This is a genomic window from Peterkaempfera griseoplana (assembly GCF_001418575.1).
Lineage (GTDB): Bacteria > Actinomycetota > Actinomycetes > Streptomycetales > Streptomycetaceae > Peterkaempfera > Peterkaempfera griseoplana.
Map to the genome: position 1 here is coordinate 1 of NZ_LIQR01000123.1, position 18776 is coordinate 18776.

An 18776-nucleotide genomic window follows, 5' to 3' on the forward strand; every position below is an offset into this window, starting at 1 on the left:
GGACTTCAGCTCGGGGTGCGCCTGGGTGGCGACCAGGTACGGGTGCACCTCGCGCGGGTACTCGACGTACTCCACCAGGTCGCCCTTGGGCGAAAGGCCGGAGAAGACCAGACCGGTCTTCTCCAGGTCGGCGCGGTAGGCGTTGTTGACCTCGTAGCGGTGGCGGTGGCGCTCCTCGACGTACTGCTCACCGCCGTAGACCTCACGGACGATGGAGCCCTCGGCGAGCTTGGCCGGGTAGAGCCCCAGCCGCATGGTGCCGCCCAGGTCGCCCTTGCCCTCCACGATGTCCAGCTGCTCGGCCATGGTGGAGATCACCGGGTGCTGGGCGGCGGGGTCGAACTCGGTGGAGTTGGCCTCGGCGAGGTCGGCGAGGCTGCGGGCGGCCTCGATCACGATGCACTGCAGGCCCAGGCAGAGGCCCAGCAGCGGCACCTTGTTCTCGCGGGCGAAGGTGATCGCCGCGACCTTGCCGTCCACGCCGCGCTCGCCGAAGCCGCCGGGGATGCAGATGGCGTCCACGTCGCCGAGCTGCTCACGGACCCCCTCGGGCGTGCGGCAGTCGTCGGAGGTGACCCACTTGATGTCGACCTTGGCGTTGTTGCCGAAGCCGCCGGCCCGCAGCGCCTCGGTGACCGAGAGATAGGCGTCCGGCAGGTCGATGTACTTGCCCACCAGGGCCACCCTGACCCGGTGCTCGGGCTGGTGGACGCGGCGCAGCAGGTCGTCCCACTGGGTCCAGTCGACGTCGCGGAAGGGCAGGTCGAGGCGGCGCACCACATAGGCGTCCAGGCCCTCGCTGTGGACCACCTTGGGGATGTCGTAGATCGACGGCGCGTCGGCGCAGGCGATCACGGCCTCCTCGTCCACGTCGCACATCAGGCTGATCTTGCGCTTGATGGCCTGCGGGACCTCGCGGTCGGCGCGCAGCACGATGGCGTCCGGCTGGATGCCGATGTTGCGCAGCGCGGCCACCGAGTGCTGGGTGGGCTTGGTCTTCAGCTCGCCGGAGGGGCCGATGTACGGCAGCAGCGAGACGTGCACGAAGAAGACGTTGTCCCGGCCGACCTCGTGGCGGACCTGGCGGACGGCCTCCAGGAACGGCAGCGACTCGATGTCGCCGACGGTGCCGCCGACCTCGGTGATCACCACGTCGACGTCGTCGGTGGCCATCCGCCGGATGCGGGACTTGATCTCGTTGGTGATGTGCGGGATGACCTGCACGGTGTCGCCCAGGTACTCGCCGCGGCGCTCCTTGGCGATCACGGTGGAGTAGATCTGGCCGGTGGTGACGTTGGCCGAGCCGTGGAGGTTGGTGTCCAGGAAGCGCTCGTAGTGGCCGATGTCCAGGTCCGTCTCGGCGCCGTCGTCGGTGACGAAGACCTCGCCGTGCTGGAACGGGTTCATGGTGCCCGGGTCCACGTTGAGGTACGGGTCCAGCTTCTGCATGGTGACCCGCAGGCCCCGCGCCTTGAGCAGGGCGCCGAGGCTGGAGGCGGTGAGCCCCTTGCCCAGGGAGGAGGCCACACCTCCGGTGACGAAGAGGTGCTTGGTCGTCTGGGTCTTGCCGGAGTGTGGCAGTGCCAAGAGGGGGCTCCCGTGGTCGCAGGTCGTAACTGTGGCCTGTGGAGTGGGTGCCGGATGTGCCGCGCCGACGTCGGGACCGCCGGCGGCCCGGAGGGTCGCGGGAGGGGCGTCGGGGTGGCGGGTACGGTGCGCTTGATCCCACCAGTCCACGGGGTACCAGGGTAACAGTCGCGGAACCGGTCCGTGTTCGTGCGGTGGTCCGGGCGGGTTGCCGCCAGGCCTGGAAGGATCACTTCCGGATCATTCGGGGGTAGTCCGCGGGGGTGGTGGCGCATCCTCCGTGCGGGCTACTTTTCGCACGATCACGCAAGATCGGACATGTCGAGATCGTTCGGGGGCTCCACGCAACGCCGGTCCGTCGTATTCTGCACGGACGCATCGCCGACAGCAGGGGCAGGTCGGTCGCTGGGGGGCGGACGACGTCTCCTGCTGCCGTCCACACCCACTCACCCAAGGAGCCCACCGGGGCTTCCGCGGCCACCCTGGGCACCACCCGCGCCTCAAGGGAGCCTCCCGCCGCCACCGAGCAACGGCCCCCATCATGCCCTGCCTGTCGGACGATGCCGTGCACCATCGCGAACTGGAGATCCACGTGGCCGGCCGTATCGAGGACTACGCACTCATCGGGGACATGCAGACCGCCGCCCTCGTCAGCAGGGACGGGGCGGTGGACTGGCTGTGCCTTCCCCGATTCGACTCCCCCGCCGTCTTCGCCGGCCTGCTCGGCACGGACGAGCACGGATTCTGGCGGATCGGGCCGGCCGATGTGCCGCCCAGCCCGGCCGCGTTCCCCCAGGTGGAGCAGCAGCAGGTGCTCAGCGAGTTCGAGAGCACCGGCGAACTGCCCATCCCGATCACCGCCCACGCCCCCGCCGTCCCCGCCGACCGCCGCAGCTACCGGGGCGACTCGCTCATCCTGGAGCAGGAGTGGGACACCGAGCGCGGCAGCGTCCGGGTGATCGACTTCATGCCGCCGCGGCACCTCACCGAGGGCAGCGGCGTGCCGCAGATGATCCGCATCGTGGAGGGCCTCAGCGGCCGGGTGCGGATGCGCTCCGCGCTGCGGATGCGCTTCTCCTACGGCCGGGTGGTGCCCTGGGTCCACCGGATGGACGAACCCGACGGCTCGTACCGCACCGTCGCCGTCGCCGGCCCCGACTCGGTGTGGCTGGACGGCGAGGCAGAGAGCTACGGGCGCAATCTGACCACCTACTCCGACTTCACCGTACGGGCGGGCGAGCGGGTCGCCTTCGCCCTCACCTGGCAGGCCTCGCACCTGCGCGCCCCCGAGCGGCCCGACGCCGAGGCGGCCCTTGCCACCACCGAGGAGTTCTGGCGCGGCTGGGTCGCCCAGTGCACCTTCGCCGGGCACTACCGCGAGGCGGTGATCCGCTCCCTGATCACCCTGAAGGCGCTCACCTACGCCCCCACCGGCGGCATCGTCGCCGCCCCCACCACCTCGCTCCCCGAGGACATCGGCGGCGTCCGCAACTGGGACTACCGCTACACCTGGCTGCGCGACGCCGCCATCACCCTCTCCTCGCTGCTGCGCACCGGCTACCGCGAGGAGGCGAGGGCGTGGCGCGAGTGGCTGCTCAGAGCCGTCGCCGGCGACCCGGAGAACCTGCAGATCATGTACGGCATCGCCGGTGAGCGCGAGCTCGGCGAGGTGGAGCTGGACTGGCTCCCCGGCTATGAGGGCTCCACCCCCGTGCGCACCGGCAACGGCGCCGCCAACCAGATGCAGCTGGACGTCTACGGCGAGGTCGTCGAGGCCCTGCACCTGGCCCACATGACCGGTCTGGCCCGCAGCGACCACGCCCACCTGCTGCAGCTGCGGCTGATCGGCTACATGGAGAAGCACTGGCAGGAGCCCGACGAGGGCATCTGGGAGGTGCGCGGCCCCCGCCGGCACTTCGTCCACTCCAAGGTGATGGCGTGGGTCGCCGTGGACCGCACCATCAAGCTGCTGGAGGGCACCCCCACCGACGGCCCGATCGAACGCTGGCGGGAGCTGCGCGACGCCATCCACCGCGACGTGTGCGAGAAGGGCTACGACGCGGAGCGCAACACCTTCACCCAGTACTACGGCGGCACCGAACTGGACGCCTCCCTGCTGCTGATCCCGCAGGTGGGCTTCCTCCCGCCGGACGACAAGCGGGTGATCGGCACCATCGAGGCCATCCAGCGGGAGCTGCTCACCGAGGACGGCTTCGTGCTCCGCTACCCCACCCACGGCGCGGACGGACGCAATGTCGACGGCCTGCCCGGCGACGAGGGCGCCTTCCTGGCCTGCTCCTTCTGGCTGGCCGACGACCTGGCGATGATCGGGCGGGTCGGCGAGGCCAGGGACCTGTTCGAGAAGCTGCTGGCCCTGCGCAACGACGTGGGACTGCTCGCCGAGGAGTGGGACCCGCGCCGCAAGCGGCAGGTGGGCAACTTCCCGCAGGCGTTCAGCCATGTGCCGCTGATCGACACCGCGCTGCGGCTCAACGCCAGCGGCGCCTACCAGGAGCGCTGAACCCGGCGCCCGGCGCACCGTCCGGTCCGCCCGTGCCCCGGGCGGCGCCCGGCGGCCCGGTGGGTACGCCCCGCGGCCGCCGCACCGGGACGGGACCCGCCGGAGGGCCGGCGGGGGCGACGCCCCTCCCGGCGGCCGTCAGGACCGCTGCACCAGCTCGTCGTAGATCGAGAGCACCTGCGCCACCGTGGCCGACTCGTCGGGCCAGGTCTCCGCCTGCGCCCTGCCCTGCTCGGCCAGCCGGGCCCGCCTGGGCCCGTCCGCCAGCAGCTCGGCGACCGCCCGCCCGAACGCCCGCGCGTCCCCGTACGGAACCAGCACCGCGGCGTCCCCGACCAGGTCCGGCACCCCGCCGACGGCGGTGGCCACCAGCGGCACCCCGGCGCGCAGCGCCTCCTGGGCCACCAGCGGCCGGGCCTCCCAGCGGCTGCTGATCGCCACCACATCGGCGGCGGCCAGCAGGTCGGGCACATCCGTACGGTGGCCCAGCAGCCGCACCGGCAGCCCCTCGGCCTCGACACGGTCCCGCAGTACGGCGCCCTCCGGGCCCTCGCCCGCGATCACCACCAGCGGCTGGGGGTCCAGCCCCGTCAGCGTCCGCGACGCCTCCAGCAGCAGGTCGAACCCCTTCTGCGGCGCCAGCCGCCCGACCGCCAGTACCACCGGCCGGCCCTCCTCCGCGGCGGGCAGGGCCGCCCTGGCCGCCGCCCGGTCCAGGGTGGGTGCGGGCAGCGGCGGGGCCGCCACCGGCCCCAGCCGGGCATCCCCCGCGCCCAGCTCACGCGCGCGTGCCACCAGGTCGGAGGAGGCCCCCAGCAGCAGATCCGCCGCCCGGGCCACCCGGCGCTCCATCAGCCGCAGCAGCCGCCGCTCCATACCGGTGGCCAGCAGCGCATGGTGCATGGTGACCACCAGCGGCGTCAGCGGCCGCATACCGGGGACCCGGCCCGCGGTGCGCAGCGCCAGGTCGGAGAGCAGCCCCGCGCGCAGCCCGTGCGCATGCACCACACAGGCGCCGGTGAAGGCGCGCCGCAGCTCCCCGATGGCCGCCGCGTCGCTGCGGGGCCCGGAGGTGGGGGTGATCTCCACGGGGTGGAACCGGGCACCGGTGCCGGAGAAGCCGAACGACGCATCGGTGGCGGCCGGCCCGCACACGGTCACCTTCAGACCGTGGGCCACCAGCCCCTGAGCGAGGGAGCGCACATGGGCGCCGATGCCGCCGGTACTGGCGGCGACGACGAGCACCACGTGCAGTTGCCCCGCGTCGGGGGCGGGGATGCCTCCCCGGACAGTGTCGTCCACGTCGTTCGCTCCGAGTCGATCTGGTCCGCGGAACGCCCCCGTCGCCGCGGTGGCGGCCGGGTCGCGGACTGCGTTCGGCGCCTGGCACCGGTGGTGTGCACCGCAGAGTACAGGGGCCGGGGCGCCCTGTGGCGCCCCAGGTCGATCAACGGTCACCCCGGGCCGCCGGGCGCCGCAGGGCCGGGGGCCCCACGCCGGGCACCGGTCGTGACGGCCTCCGGGGCCCCGCGCGGCCGAGGCGGGGCGGGGGGCCGCCGGCCGTCAGGGCTCGCCGTACAGGCCCAGCTCCGCCGCCGCGTGGAAGCAGAGCAGGGCCGCCGCCCGCAGGGCGAGCGCGGCACGTCCGGAGCCGGCCGCCCAGGCCGTGCCCAGGACGGCACCGAGGGCATGGGCGCCGCAGTCACCGAGCATGGTGCGCTCGCCCCGGTCCTCGGGGAGCAACGCCGCGGCCGCTCCCACCGGGGCGGCGGCGACCGCCGCCCCCGGCCCGCCGCGCAGCACCGTGGGCAGCCCGGCGGCCAGCACCGCCCCGGCCGCCCGGCCCGGCCGTACGTCCAGCAGGTTCACCGCGCCCGCCGTACCCGCGATCACGGTGGCGGCCAGCAGCCGGTCCACCGGACGGCGCTGCACCAGGCAGGCGGCGACGACGGCGGCGGAGCCGATCCCGGCGAGCTTCACCGCGCCGGTGGTCACGCGGCCGCCGCGCAGGGCCCCCAGATGGGCGCGGAGGCCCCGCTCGGGGCCGCCCAGCATGTCGTCGTAGCTGCCGCAGCCCGCCGCGGCCACGGTGGCCAGCGCGGCGGCGGCACGCAGCCGCGGGGGCAGCTGCGGTGCCGCGCCGACCGCGGTGGCGACCGCAGCGGCCACCGCCGGGCCCTGGTAGAGGGTGACCACCCGGCCGCGGTGGTTCCTGCGCTCCCACAGCGCCGGCTCCCCGGGCGGGACCCGGTTCATCGCGGCGTACAGCGCTCTCGCCCCGCCGACCGCCGCCAGCAGTACCAGCAGCCGCCCGCCCTGGCCGCGCACGGTCACAGCTTCCCTCCCGATCGTCCGCTTCCCGATCGTCCGCTTCCCGATCGTGCACCACCCGATCGTGCACCGCCCGGTCAGGACGCCGCCCGATTGTGGCGTTGCGGGCTGCGGGCGGCGGCGAGCAGCTCCTCGGCGTGGGCCCGGCCCAGCTCGGAGTCCTCCAGGCCGGCCAGCATCCGGGACAGCTCCCGCACGCGCTCGGCGTCGTCCAGCACCTTCACACCCGAACGGGTGACGGTGCCGTCACTGGTCTTCTCCACCACGAGGTGGCGGTCCGCGAACGCCGCGACCTGGGGCAGGTGGGTGACCACCACCACCTGGGCGCTCTCCGCGAGCTTGGCCAGCCGGCGTCCGATCTCCACCGCCGCCTTGCCGCCGACACCGGCGTCGACCTCGTCGAACAGGTACGTGGGCACCGGATCGGCGTCGGCGAAGACCACCTCCACCGCCAGCATCACCCGGGAGAGCTCACCGCCGGAAGCGCCCTTGGCGATCGGCCGGGGCGGCGCGCCCGGGTGCGGGGCGAGCAGCACCTCCACCTCGTCGACACCGTGCGAGCCGAAGGCCACGGTGCGGCCGTCGACCTCCAGCCCCGCGGGATCGTCGGTCTGGGCGATGGCGAACGACACCCTGGCGTGCGGCATCGCCAGCTCGGTGAGCTCGGCGGTCACCGCCTCCGCGAAGCGGCCGGCGGCCGCCCGGCGCGCCGCCGAGAGCTCGGCCGCCAGGCCGCCGAGCTCGGCGCGGAGCGCCTGCTGCTCGGCGGTGAGCTCGCCGACCCGGTCGTCGTCGCCCTCGAGCTCGGCCAGGCGCGCCGCGGAGGCCTCCGCCCAGCGGAGCACCTCCGCGGTGCCGCCGTCCGGGGTGGCGTACTTGCGCACCAGGTGGGTGAGGACCGCACGGCGCTCCTCCACCGCCGCCAGGCGCACCGGGTCGGCGTCCAGCCCGTCCGCGTACCCGGCCAGGTCGGCGGCGACGTCGGAGAGCAGATAGCCCACCTCGTCCAGCCGGTCGGCGAGGGCGGAGAGCCGCGGGTCGTGCGAACGCACGGCGTCCAGTGCCCGGCGGGCCTGCGCGACCAGCGTCCCCGCGTCGACCGAGTCCGGCTCGGCGGGATCCCCGGCCAGCGCGCCGTGGGCGAGCGTCGCGGCGGACGCCAGCGCATCGGCGTGTCCCAGGCGCTCGGCCTCGGCGGCCAGGGCGGCGTCCTCCCCGGACTGCGGCTCGGCGGCGGCGACCTCCTCCACGCCGAACCGCAGCAGATCCGCCTCCTGGGCCCGCTCCCGGGCCCGGGTGGTGATCTCCTCCAGGGTCGCCGAAACCTCGCGCAGCCGCCGGTGGACGGCCTGATAGCGCTCCAGCGGCCCTGCGACGGCCGCACCGGCGTACCGGTCGAGCGCGCCGCGCTGCCGGGAGGGCTTGAGCAGCCGCTGCTGGTCCGTCTGGCCGTGCACCGCGATGAGGTCCTCGCCCAGCTCGCCCAGCAGCCCCACCGGGACCGAACGGCCGCCGACATGCGCCCGGGAGCGCCCCTCGGCGGAGACGGTACGGCTGACCAGCAGCGCCCCGTCGTCCAGCTCGGCCCCGGCCTCCACGGCGCGTACCGCTGCCGGGTCGCCGTCGGCCAGGGTGATCCGCCCTTCGACCACCGCACGCCCGGCGCCGTTGCGGACCAGGGCCGGGTCCGCACGCCCGCCCAGCAGCAGGCCCAGGCTGGTGACCACCATCGTCTTGCCCGCGCCGGTCTCGCCGGTCACCGCGGTGAAGCCCGGCGAGAGCTCGACCACGGCGTCGTCGATGACGCCCAGGGCCCGTATCCGCATCTCCTCCAACACGGACACGACCTTACGAGGTTCCGGGCCCGCTGTGCGACGAGCACCGGCGTCGCGCCGGGAGGTTCATACGATTCGGCACTCCTCGGCGCGCCGCCGCGCAGGCCCGCCGGGCCGTTACGGCGCACTATGGAGGTCCGGGCACCGCCCGCGGCGCCCGGCACGGCAACGACCACGCCGGCGGGTCCGCTGTACACGCGCTCCGGCGGCGTCCGAGGAGAGGAGCGCTCCGATGGTCGACAACACGGACAGGCTGCTGATCCCGGACTTCGACCAGCTGCCGGCTTCGGACCTCAGAAACCGCATCCGGTCACTGACCGCGGCGCAGCTGCAACAGCTGCTGGACCACGAGACCCGGCACGGGGGGCGGAGCCAGGTGCTGGAACTGCTCCAGGCCCGGATCGCCCTGCTGGAGGCCCATCCGGCGCCCTGAAACCGGCGCCCTGAAACCGGCACCCTGAAAACCGGCGCCCTGATTCCCTGAACCGGCGCCGGTGACCGGGCCGGGGCCGGGGACACCCGGCTCCGGCCTGCGGACGCCTTCAGGCGCCACCCCCGAGGCCCCGGGGTGGGCGCCCTGACGCGTCCGGCCGTCACGCATGCGACGGGGCGCGCGGCCGGGCCCCGGAGCGACTGGTGACAGACCGTCAGTTCTGGTGCGGAGCCCCCCGCCAGCCGGTGACCGGCAGCGCGAACTTCGCCACCAGGCGGTCGGTGAAGGGCGCCCGGTGCAGCCGGGCCAGCCGCACCGGAATAGCTCCCCGCCGCACCTCCACCCGTGCCCCGGCCGGCAGCTCCACCGAGCGCCGTCCGTCGCACCAGAGCACCCCGTGAGGCGTCTTGGGCAGCACCTCCACCGCCAGCACCGAGTGCGGCGAGGTCACCAGCGGCTTGGCGAAGAGCGCGTGCGCGCTGATCGGCACCATCAGCAGCGCCTCGACCTCCGGCCACACCACCGGCCCGCCCGCGGAGAACGCATAGGCGGTGGAGCCGGTCGGCGTGGCGCACACCACCCCGTCGCAGCCGAAGTGCGACACCGGCCGCCCGTCGACCTCGGTGACCACCTCCAGCATCCGCTCCCGGGACGCCTTCTCCACCGAGGCCTCGTTGAGCGCCCAGTCGCGGTGGATCACCCTGCCGTCGGCGCGGACCAGGACGTCGACCGTCATCCGCTCCTCGACCTCGTACTCCGCGTCGACCACCCGCTCCACGACCTTCGCCAGGTCGTCCCGCTCCGCCTCGGCCAGGAAGCCCACCCGGCCCAGGTTGACGCCGAGCATCGGCACCCCGGTCTGCCGGGACAGCTCGGCCCCGCGCAGCAGGGTGCCGTCCCCGCCCGCCACCAGGATCAGCTCGCAGCCGGCCACCGCACCCGGTGCGGCGGCGACCACCTCCACGCCGGCGGGCAGATCCATGTCCTCGGCCTCCGCAGCCAGCACTCTGATGCCGATGTCCGCCTTCAGCAGACCGTTGACCAGGTGCTCGACGCTGCGCAGCGCGGCCGCACGGCCGGTGTGCGCGATCAGGAAGACCGTTCGCAAGTCACTCATGCCCTCTCCTACGCCCGCCCGGACTGCATCGGCCGGGTGGCGCCCCCTCCCGATTGTGGATTCACCGCTTGCGCCGCACGGGGGACGTGCACGGCACCCTACCTGGGCCCCTCTGCCACGGCGCGGTCCGCATCCGCCGGGTCCAGCGGCGGTGCGCCCCGCCGGAACCAGAGGAAGTACTCGACGTTGCCGGACGGGCCCGGCAGCGGGCTGGCCGTCACTCCCACCACCCCCAGGCCCAGCTCCCAGCCCTGGGCGGCGACCTGCCGTACGGTCTCGGCACGCAGCTCCGGGCTGCGGACCACTCCCCCGCTGCCCAGCCGCTCCTTGCCCACCTCGAACTGCGGCTTGACCATCAGCACCAGGTCGGCGTCCTCCGCGCAGCACGAGGCGAGCGCGGGCAGCACCAGGCCCAGCGGGATGAACGACAGGTCGCCCACCACCACGTCGACCGGCTCGCCGCCGATGCCCTCCAGAGTCAGCTCGCGGACGTTGGTGCGGTCCATGACAGTGACCCGGTCATCGCTCTGCAGCGACCAGGCCAGCTGCCCGTAGCCGACGTCCACGGCGAGCACCCGGCCCGCCCCCGCGCGCAGCAGCACATCGGTGAAGCCGCCCGTGGAGGCTCCCGCGTCCAGGCAGCGGCGGCCCTCGATCCGCAGGCCCTGCGGCACGAAGGCGGCCAGCGCCCCGGCCAGTTTGTGACCGCCCCGGGAGACATAGTCGGGGTCGTTCTCGTCCTTGGCCACCACGACCGCCGCCGAGGTCTCCACCTGGGTCGCCGGCTTGCTCGCGGTGGTCCCGCCCACGGTCACCCGCCCCGCCGCGATCAGCTCGCTCGCATGCTCGCGGGAGCGGGCGAGTCGGCGGCGGACCAGTTCCGCGTCGAGTCGGCGTCGTGCCACTGCCACAGGTGCTTCAGCTCCTAGGGCCCCGGAGTGGGGCCGGGTCGGTTGTCGAGGGCGGTGAGGGTGTCCCGCAGCCGCTGATGGACATCCTCGTACAGGGCGACATGGGCCTCGGTGGGGGTCCCCTCCAGAGCCTGGAGCCGGGCCAGCACGTCGTCCACCCCGGGGTGGCCGGTCTCCTCCGGCTCGATCGGGCCCGCGAACGGGTCCACGGGGCCGGCGGTGACGCCCACCGGCCCCGTGGACTCCGGAAAGACCTCAGTCATCGCCCGCCACCCGGCCTGCGACGGTGGTCCCTGCGGCAGCGCTCCTGGCCGGCGCCGACGCCCTGGCCGCTGTCGACTTGGCCGCCGACGCATTGGCCGCTGTCGACTTGGCCGCTGTCGACTTGGCAGTGGCGGACTTCCTCGCCGTGGCCGTCTTCTTGGCAGTGGCCGTCTTCTTCGCCGCCGAGGTCCTCTTGGCGGGCGTCGCCTTCTTCGCCGTGGTGGACCTGGCCGCCGTCGTGCCGGCCGCCGCACCCCCGGCGGACGCGGACTTCTTTGCGGGCGTCGCCTTCCTGGCGGCGGTCTTCTTCGCCGGAGTGGTCTTCTTCGCCGCGGTCTTCCTGGCCGGCGTCGTCTTCTTCGCGGTGCTCTTCTTCGCCGTGGCCGCGGTCTTCTTGGCAGCCGTCTCCTCGGCCGCCGGAGCCGCCGCAGTCTTCTTCGCTGCGGTCTTCTTCGCCGCGGCGGCCGTCTTCTTCGCCGGCGCGGTCTTCTTCGCCGCCGTCTTCTTCGCGGGGGCCGTCTTCTTCGCCGCGGGAGCCCGCTTGGCCGCGGCCTTCCTCGCAGGCGCGGTCCCCGCAGGTTCCGCCGCGGGGGCGGCCTGCTCCGCAGCCGACGGGGACGGCTCCTCGGTCACCGGGATCCGCACCGGCCGGGCGGCCAGCTCCTCGGCGTGCTCCTGCTGCCACTCGGAGCCGAAGAGCTTCTCGGCGCGGGGCTCCGGCGGTGCCTCCTCGGCCTCGGCTCCGCCCTGCTCCACCTCGCGCAGCTTGCGCTCCAGAAGCTCCAGGACCACGCCGACCTTGGTCACCTGGTCGCCCATCCGGCCGACGAAGTGCCAGGTCCGTTCCGCCTCCGAACGGACCAGGCCGACCATCAGGTCCCGTCCCTCCCGCCCGGCTGCGGCCATGTCACCGGCCATCGACTGCAGCGAGCGCGCCGAGGCAGGGACCTGCTCGGTCAGCGACCGCTGCACAGCCTGGACATCCACCCCGCTCCGGTCGAGCAGGTCCTTGGCCGCATGCGCCGAGCGTCGGCCGGTCTCCTCTGCGATGCCTACTGCGAACTGCACCCAGCCGCGCAGTGTGTCGCGCATCAGGTCCTCCTCGCTTCCGTCACGCCCTTGCGTCCGTGATCGACGGGACACCCCTCCATGACGCTACCGCCTCCGCCCTTCGCGCGGCGGGCCAGCGCACCGGCTGGGGTACGGTCGCCCGGGTACCCGAAACGACCGTGGAAGGGGAGCGGCCGCACCATGGCGAACTCCGAGGAGTGCCGCGCGGCACTGGAGCAGCTCAGCGAGAACCTGTCGGGTTCCGAGGGGGACGTACGAAAGGCGGCGGCCCTGGACCGCTCGCTGACCTGCTGGATCAGCGACCTGGACATCACCTTCTCCGGGCACCTGCGCGGCGGCCGGATCCAGGATGTGGTCGAGACCCCGGGCCGGCCGCCAGAGCGGGCCCAGATCCGGTTGGCGATGGCCAGTGACGACCTGGTGGACCTGGTGGCCGGCCGGCTGCATTTCGCCTCCGCCTGGGCCCACGGACGGGTGAAGCTGGAGGCCGGCATCCGGGATCTGCTGCGGCTGCGCTCCCTGCTCTGACGTCACAGCCCCAGCTCGGCCAGGACCTTGCGGGCGTCCGGGGTCCCCCCGCCGTGCTCGGCCGCCGTCCAGGCGGTCCCGCAGAGCGCCCGCAGGGCGTCGTACGGGTCTCCGCCGCCCTCCAGCCGCAGCTGGCCCTCGCTGACCGACGCGGTCCACCCGCCGCAGCGGTACGCCCCGTCCCCGAGCGCGGCCACCTCGGGCTGCGGTGCCAGCAGGGCCCGCAGGTCGGCCGCGACGAAGGTGGGCCGGTGCTGGGGCGGCGCCGCCAGCAGTGCGGCGGGGGTGGTCACCCCGGTGAGGACCAGCAGGCTGTCGACGCCGCCGTTGTGGGCGCCCTCGATGTCGGTGTCCAGGCGGTCGCCGACCACCAGGGGACGGACCGCGCCGGTGCGGATCACCGTCTCACGGTGCATCGGCGGCAGCGGCTTGCCGGCCACCTCCGGCTCGGCGCCGGTCGCCGTACGGACCGCCGCCACCAGGGTGCCGTTGCCCGGCGCGGTGCCGCGCGACGTCGGAATGGTCAGGTCGGTGTTGGAGGCCACCCACGGCAGGCCCTGCGCCACGGCGTAGGAGGCCTCAGCGAGATGCTGCCAGCCCACCGACGGGTCGTAGCCCTGCACCACCGCGGCCGGGCCGTCGTCGAGGGAACGCACCGGACGCAGCCCGCGCTCCTCCAGGGCGACCTCGAGCCCCCGCCCGCCCACCACCAGCACCGCCGACCCGGCCGGCACCTTTGCCGCCACCAGCCGGGCGGCGGCCTGCGCTGAGGTGATCACTTCGGACGCCTCGGCCGGTACGCCCAGCCGGGTGAGGTGGTCCGCGACGGCCTGCGGTGTCCTGGAGGCGTTGTTGGTGACGTACGCCAGCCGCATGCCCCGGCCGTGCGCCGCCTCCAGCGAGTCCACCGCGTGGTCGATGGCGTCGGGCCCGGCGTAGACCACCCCGTCCAGGTCGAGCAGCGCGGTGTCGTACGCCTCGACCAGCGGCCGGGCGCTGCCCGCCGGGCTCAGTCGCGGCACGGTGGCACCGTCCCCGGCCGCGTCCGGCGCGGGGGCGCCGTGGTCGGGGTTGCCGGCTGCCGTGTGCGTCATTCCTGCTCTTCCTGTCGGTTGCTGCGCGGCCCGCCGGGCTCCGCGTCCTGCGGTCCCGGCCACCGCGGGTGCGGCGGCACCGGGCCGAAGGCTCCGGCCCGGGCGCGCAGTGTCGCCCGGGTCTGCCGGAGCGCCGCACGGTAGTGGTCGGACTCCGGCCGCATGGCCACCGCCAGCGCCAGGTGTTCGGCCGACGCCTCGAAGTCCCCCATCCGCGCGGCCGCCAGCCCCCAGCCGAACTGCGCATAGTCGTCCGAGGGGTCGGCCAGGGCCACCTCCCGGAAGTTCTCCAGAGCAGCAGCGTACGACCCCGCGTCGAACTGGGCCCGCGCCAGGGTCTCCCTGATGGACCTCGACTCCGGTTCCGCCGCCGCGGCCCGCTCCAGCAACTGCACGGCGGCGGCCGCGCTGCCCTGTGCCAGCAGCCGGCTGCCCCGCCGGAACCACTCGTAGACGGACTCCCTGGGATCCTCACCGCCGTCGCCGGGTCCGTCGGTCCCGGCCGCTCCGCCCCCGGGTCCTCCGGAGGCGTTCCGATCCTGTGCCCGCTCCCGTCCCCTGGTCATAGCTGCCCCTTCCCGGTCGCCCAGTGCAGCCGCCGGGCCGGGAGCCGTGATCACCCGACCGGACGTACCCGATTAACATGCCCACAATGGAGGCACTCAGTGCACACGGTGCAGCAGCTTCTCACCAGGGCGGCCCCGGCGATCCCGGGCATGTCGCCGCGGCGGGGCTCTCGCTGGCGCCGTTCCGCGGCCTCCGCTACGTCCCCGGGCGGATCGGCGACCTCGCGGCCGTCACCTCTCCCCCGTACGACGTGGTGGACCCGGAACGGCTGGCAAGCCTGGAGACGGCGGACCCCCACAACGTGGTCCGGCTGATCCTTCCCCGGCCCGAATCCGAATCCCCGGCCGAGCAGGACGCCGAACGCGGCCCGGAGACCTGGCCGGACCCGCACCACAGCGGGCGCAACGGACGACGGGTGAGCGACACCCGCTACCGGCACGCGGCACGGCTGCTCGCCGCCTGGCGGCGGGAGGGCGTGCTGGCACCCGACGACACACCGGCCCTGTACGTCTACGAGCAGCGGGTCCCCGGTCCCGGCGGCGGCCGGGACGGGGAGGTGCTGCAACGCGGCCTCATCGGCGCCCTCGCCGTCAGCCCGCCCAAGGCGGGGGTCGTCCTCCCCCACGAGGACGTGATGCCGCGCCCGGTCGCCGACCGTGTGGGCCTGATGCGCACCACCCGCGCCAACCTGGAACCGCTGCTGCTCACCTACCGGGGCAAGGGCGGCGCCGCGGGCGTGGTGGAGAGGGCGGCCGCCCGCCCGCCGCTGCTCGTCACCACGACCGCCGACGGCACCCGCCACCGCCTCTGGGCGGTCACCGACCGCGCCGAGCACGCCGTCGTCGCCGCCGACCTGGCCACCTGCCGTGCCCTGATCGCCGACGGACACCACCGCTGGGCGATGTACCTGCGGCTCCAGCGGGAGCACCGGCACCTCGCCCACAGCCCCTGGGACCGCGGGATGGTGCTGCTGGTCGACACGGCCCGCTACCCGCTGCAGGTCCGGGCGATCCACCGGGTCCTCTACCGGCTGCCACCGCAGACGGCCCTGGCCCGGCTCGGCGGTGACTGGCAGGTGACGGACGCCGGCACCTCGCCGGCAGGTGCGCTGGACGCCCTGGCCGCAGCCAAGCGGCAGGGCGGCAACGCGTTCCTGCTCACCGGGGACGGACGCTACCGGCTGCTGCGCGGCCCGGGCGACGAGACCCTGAAGCAAACGGTCCGCACGGACCGCCCCGAGGAGTGGCGGCAGCTGGACGCGACCGTGCTGCACTCGGTGCTGCTCGACTCGGTCTGGCGGGTACCGGACGCCCCGGACCACATCGGCTATCTGCACGACACCGCCGCCGCGGTCCGCGAGGCCGAGCGCTGCGGCGGCACGGCGGTGCTGCTGCACCCGGTCGAGGAAGGGGTGGTGCGACGGCTGGCCGAGCAGGGCGTCACCATGCCGCGCAAGTCCACGTCATTCGGCCCCAAGCCTGCCACCGGGCTGGTGCTGCGCAGCCTCGACCTGGGCTGATCCTCCGAGCCTGGAACGGGAAGCGCCCCGCCGGATTCTCCGGCGGGGCGCTTCCTGCTCACCTGGGGGACGAACGGCTGAGCCTCAGCCCTCGGTCCGGGGCTGCTCGCCGGCCTTGCGGCCGGCGTCGCCCTCGTCGTCACGGACATCGTCGGCGTCGTCGGCGTCGTCGATGTCCTCCTCCTCGTCGTCCTCGTCGTCCTCGAAGTCGTCGTCCTCGAAGTCGTCGTCTTCGTCGTCCTCGTCGTCCTCGTCGGACACGGGCTCGGCTGCGGGCTCCTTGAACGGGGTCTTCAGGAAGTCGTCCCGGGCCTCCGGGCCCTCGTCCTCGACCTGCTCGTCGTCCTCGACCACAGCGGCAGAGGCGGCCGCGGACTTCTCCTCGCCGTCCTCGACCTCCGGGTCCAGGGCGTCGACGAACTCCAGACCGTCGATCTCGGCCAGTCGCTCCGCGGCGTTGGTGACGCCGTCCTGGTCTGCCTCGACGGCCTTGGCGAACCAGTCCCTGGCCTCGTCACCGCGACCCGCGGCGATCAGCGCCTCGGCGTAGGCGTAGCGCAGCCGCGCGGTCCACGGGTGGACAGCGCTGGATGCCAGCTCGGGGCTCTGCAGCGTCACCACCGCGGCGTCGAACTGCTCCATGTCACTACGGGCACCGGCCGCGACCAACCGCATCTCGACCTGTCCGGCCCGGTCCAGCTGCTTCACCTCGGGCTCACCCGCCATGGCGAGCGCCCGCTCGGGACGGCCGAGCCCGCGCTCGCAGTCGGCCATGACCGGCCACAGGTCGGCCCGGCCGGTCATCCGGCGCGCCGCACGGAACTCGGTCAGGGCCTCCGAGTAACGCTCCGTCACATACGAGGCGAAGCCGGCCGCTTCGCGGACCGCGGCCACGCGGGAGGCGAGACGCAGAGCGACACGGGAGTACTCATAGGCCTGCTCCGGCTCATCGTCCAGCAGCCGGGCCACCATCACCAGGTTGCGGGCGACATCGTCAGCGAGCGTCTTCGGCAGGCTCTTGAGTTCCTGACGGACGTCGGCGTCGATCTCAGTCCCGGTGACGTCCTCCGGGATCGGCAGGCGCTTGACCGGCTCGTAGTTGGGCCGGTTGTCGTCCGCCTCGAACCTGCGCCCACGACCCTCGTACGAGCGCCCGCCACGGTCCCGGTCGTCACGACCCCTGCTGAAACCCCGGTCACGGTCGTCACGGCGGAAACCGCCACCGCCGCCCCCGGGCCGCTCGTCCCGACGGAAACCACCTTCACGCGGGCCGCGGTCACGGTCGTCACGGCGGAAACCACCCGGACGGTCATCACGGCGGAAGCCACCACCGCCACCGCCACCGGGCCGCTCGTCACGGCGGAAGCCACCCTCACGCGGGCCGCGGTCACGGTCGTCGCGACGGAAACCGCCACCGCCCTCGCGGTCATCCCGACGGAAGCCACCCTCGCGCGGCCCACGGTCCCGGTCGTCACGGCGGAAACCGCCACCGCCCTCACGGTCATCACGCCGGAAACCACCCGGACGGTCGTCACGACGGAAGCCACCACCACCGCCACCGCCGCCCCCGGGCCGCTCGTCCCGACGGAAACCGCCCTCGCGCGGGCCGCGGTCACGGTCGTCGCGACGGAAACCGCCACCGCCCTCACGATCATCACGCCGGAAACCACCCGGACGGTCATCACGACGGAAGCCACCACCACCGCCACCGGGCCGCTCGTCCCGACGGAAACCGCCCTCACGCGGCCCACGGTCACGATCCCGGTCCCGGTCGTCACGGCGGAAACCGCCACCGCCACCGGGCCGCTCGTCCCGACGGAAGCCACCCTCACGCGGCCCACGGTCACGATCGTCACGCCGGAAACCACCCGGACGGTCATCACGACGGAAGCCGCCACCGCCGCCACCGGGCCGCTCGTCCCGACGGAAGCCACCCTCACGCGGGCCGCGGTCACGGTCGTCGCGACGGAAACCGCCACCGCCCTCACGATCATCACGCCGGAAGCCACCCTCACGCGGCCCACGGTCCCGGTCGTCACGGCGGAAACCGCCACCGCCACCGGGCCGCTCCTCACGGCGGAAGCCGCCACCGCCACCGGGCCGCTCGTCCCGACGGAAGCCACCCTCACGCGGGCCGCGGTCACGGTCGTCACGGCGGAAACCGCCACCGCCCTCACGATCATCACGCCGGAAACCACCCGGACGGTCATCACGACGGAAGCCGCCACCGCCACCGCCGCCACCGGGCCGCTCGTCCCGACGGAAGCCACCCTCACGCGGGCCACGGTCACGGTCGTCGCGACGGAAACCGCCACCGCCCTCACGATCATCACGCCGGAAACCACCCGGACGGTCATCACGACGGAAGCCGCCACCGCCACCGCCGCCACCGGGCCGCTCGTCCCGACGGAAACCGCCCTCACGCGGGCCACGGTCGCGATCCCGGTCACGGTCGTTGGACCAGCGGCCCTGGGAGCGCGGCTCGAAGGACCCGCCGCTGCGGGAGCCCCGGTGGTCGGCAGCCCCCCGGCCCTGCGGGCCGTCTCCCGAACGGCGCTCCGGACGGTCCTGGGGTTGGTTCGACATGAACGTGGCTCCTTCTGGGTCTTCATACTCCGCCGCCACAGCATTGCGTTGCTGTACGTACGCGGCGCGGTGCCGGCCTGGCGCACCGCCTTCCATTGTCCTGCATCCGGCCCAGTACCGCGCCGGCCTCCCGGCGCTGAAGGGCCAAACAAAAAAGCCGCGGCCCCAGCAGATCGCTGGGGCCGCGGCTTTGAATGATTGTTCGGCGGCGTCCTACTCTCCCACAGGGTCCCCCCTGCAGTACCATCGGCGCTGTAAGGCTTAGCTTCCGGGTTCGGAATGTAACCGGGCGTTTCCCTCACGCTATGACCACCGAAACACTATAGGGTTCAGCGAACACACTTTTCAGTTGAGAAGTGCTGGCATTCACCGGAGACTGTTCGCAGCCCGGGAACAACACAGTGGACGCGTA

At 73.9% G+C, this 18776-nt stretch carries 15 protein-coding genes and 1 rRNA gene; 4 read left to right on the forward strand and 12 right to left on the reverse strand.

Annotation, left to right across the window (positions count from 1 at the left end):
- Window positions 1–1587, reverse strand: a 1587-nt coding sequence (locus AOK09_RS10480; RefSeq protein WP_079062918.1) for a CTP synthase, incomplete at its 3' end; no start/stop codon positions are given.
- A 592-nt stretch (window positions 1588–2179) separates the two neighbouring features.
- Between AOK09_RS10480 and AOK09_RS10485 the strand changes: the two genes are divergently transcribed.
- Window positions 2180–4108: a glycoside hydrolase family 15 protein gene (locus AOK09_RS10485; RefSeq protein WP_055586881.1), complete on the forward strand. Its 1929-nt coding sequence runs from the start codon at window positions 2180–2182 to the stop codon at window positions 4106–4108.
- A 138-nt stretch (window positions 4109–4246) separates the two neighbouring features.
- On the opposite strand, the gene AOK09_RS10490 is transcribed toward AOK09_RS10485, so the two are convergent.
- From AOK09_RS10490 to recN, 3 genes are all read right to left on the reverse strand, one after another.
- A complete protein-coding gene (locus tag AOK09_RS10490; RefSeq protein ID WP_245687227.1) occupies window positions 4247–5410 on the reverse strand; it encodes a glycosyltransferase family 4 protein in 1164 nt (387 codons plus the stop codon).
- 261 nt (window positions 5411–5671) lie between these two features.
- Complete coding sequence (locus AOK09_RS10495) at window positions 5672–6442, reverse strand: hypothetical protein (protein WP_055586871.1); 771 nt, start codon at window positions 6440–6442, stop codon at window positions 5672–5674.
- Between the two features lie 74 nt (window positions 6443–6516).
- Entirely contained in the window at window positions 6517–8265 is a 1749-nt protein-coding gene (gene recN / locus AOK09_RS10500; RefSeq protein WP_055586872.1) for a DNA repair protein RecN, read from the reverse strand.
- Window positions 8266–8506: 241 nt separating this feature from the next.
- Between recN and AOK09_RS37560 the strand changes: the two genes are divergently transcribed.
- Window positions 8507–8707 (forward strand): hypothetical protein, encoded by a 201-nt coding sequence (locus AOK09_RS37560; RefSeq protein ID WP_055586873.1) that lies wholly within the window; start codon window positions 8507–8509, stop codon window positions 8705–8707.
- Window positions 8708–8921: 214 nt separating this feature from the next.
- Here AOK09_RS37560 and AOK09_RS10510 read toward each other — a convergent pair whose 3' ends face one another.
- The 4 genes from AOK09_RS10510 to AOK09_RS40040 form a co-directional block, all read right to left on the reverse strand.
- On the reverse strand, window positions 8922–9824 hold the full coding sequence (locus tag AOK09_RS10510) for an NAD kinase (protein WP_055586874.1): 903 nt from the start codon (window positions 9822–9824) through the stop codon (window positions 8922–8924).
- Window positions 9825–9922: 98 nt separating this feature from the next.
- Window positions 9923–10729, reverse strand: a complete 807-nt coding sequence (locus AOK09_RS10515) for a TlyA family RNA methyltransferase (protein ID WP_055586883.1) — start codon at window positions 10727–10729, stop codon at window positions 9923–9925.
- Window positions 10730–10749: 20 nt separating this feature from the next.
- Window positions 10750–10998: a hypothetical protein gene (locus AOK09_RS10520; RefSeq protein WP_055586875.1), complete on the reverse strand. Its 249-nt coding sequence runs from the start codon at window positions 10996–10998 to the stop codon at window positions 10750–10752.
- The gene (locus AOK09_RS40040; protein ID WP_157875853.1) at window positions 10991–12091 is read right to left on the reverse strand and encodes a histone; all 1101 of its coding nucleotides are present in this window, start codon (window positions 12089–12091) and stop codon (window positions 10991–10993) included. The genes AOK09_RS10520 and AOK09_RS40040 overlap by 8 nt, the downstream gene beginning before the upstream one ends.
- 159 nt (window positions 12092–12250) lie before the next feature.
- Between AOK09_RS40040 and AOK09_RS10530 the strand changes: the two genes are divergently transcribed.
- Window positions 12251–12598 carry a hypothetical protein gene (locus tag AOK09_RS10530; protein WP_055586876.1) on the forward strand — a complete coding sequence of 116 codons (348 nt, stop codon included), beginning with the start codon at window positions 12251–12253 and terminating at the stop codon, window positions 12596–12598.
- A 2-nt stretch (window positions 12599–12600) separates the two neighbouring features.
- Here AOK09_RS10530 and AOK09_RS10535 read toward each other — a convergent pair whose 3' ends face one another.
- Together AOK09_RS10535 and AOK09_RS10540 are read right to left on the reverse strand one after the other, a co-directional pair.
- Window positions 12601–13692: an HAD-IIA family hydrolase gene (locus tag AOK09_RS10535; protein ID WP_079062919.1), complete on the reverse strand. Its 1092-nt coding sequence runs from the start codon at window positions 13690–13692 to the stop codon at window positions 12601–12603.
- The gene (locus AOK09_RS10540) at window positions 13689–14258 is read right to left on the reverse strand and encodes a tetratricopeptide repeat protein (RefSeq protein ID WP_055586877.1); all 570 of its coding nucleotides are present in this window, start codon (window positions 14256–14258) and stop codon (window positions 13689–13691) included. Before AOK09_RS10540 ends, AOK09_RS10535 begins: the two co-directional genes overlap by 4 nt.
- Before the next feature lie 86 nt (window positions 14259–14344).
- Here AOK09_RS10540 and AOK09_RS10545 point away from each other — a divergent pair, with 86 nt between their 5' ends.
- Window positions 14345–15778 (forward strand): DUF1015 family protein, encoded by a 1434-nt coding sequence (locus AOK09_RS10545; protein WP_079062920.1) that lies wholly within the window; start codon window positions 14345–14347, stop codon window positions 15776–15778.
- A gap of 84 nt (window positions 15779–15862) precedes the next feature.
- On the opposite strand, the gene AOK09_RS10550 is transcribed toward AOK09_RS10545, so the two are convergent.
- On the reverse strand, window positions 15863–16858 hold the full coding sequence (locus AOK09_RS10550) for a tetratricopeptide repeat protein (protein ID WP_079062922.1): 996 nt from the start codon (window positions 16856–16858) through the stop codon (window positions 15863–15865).
- A 1706-nt stretch (window positions 16859–18564) separates the two neighbouring features.
- A 5S ribosomal RNA gene (gene rrf / locus AOK09_RS10560) occupies window positions 18565–18681 on the reverse strand.
- Window positions 18682–18776 lie beyond the last annotated feature (95 nt).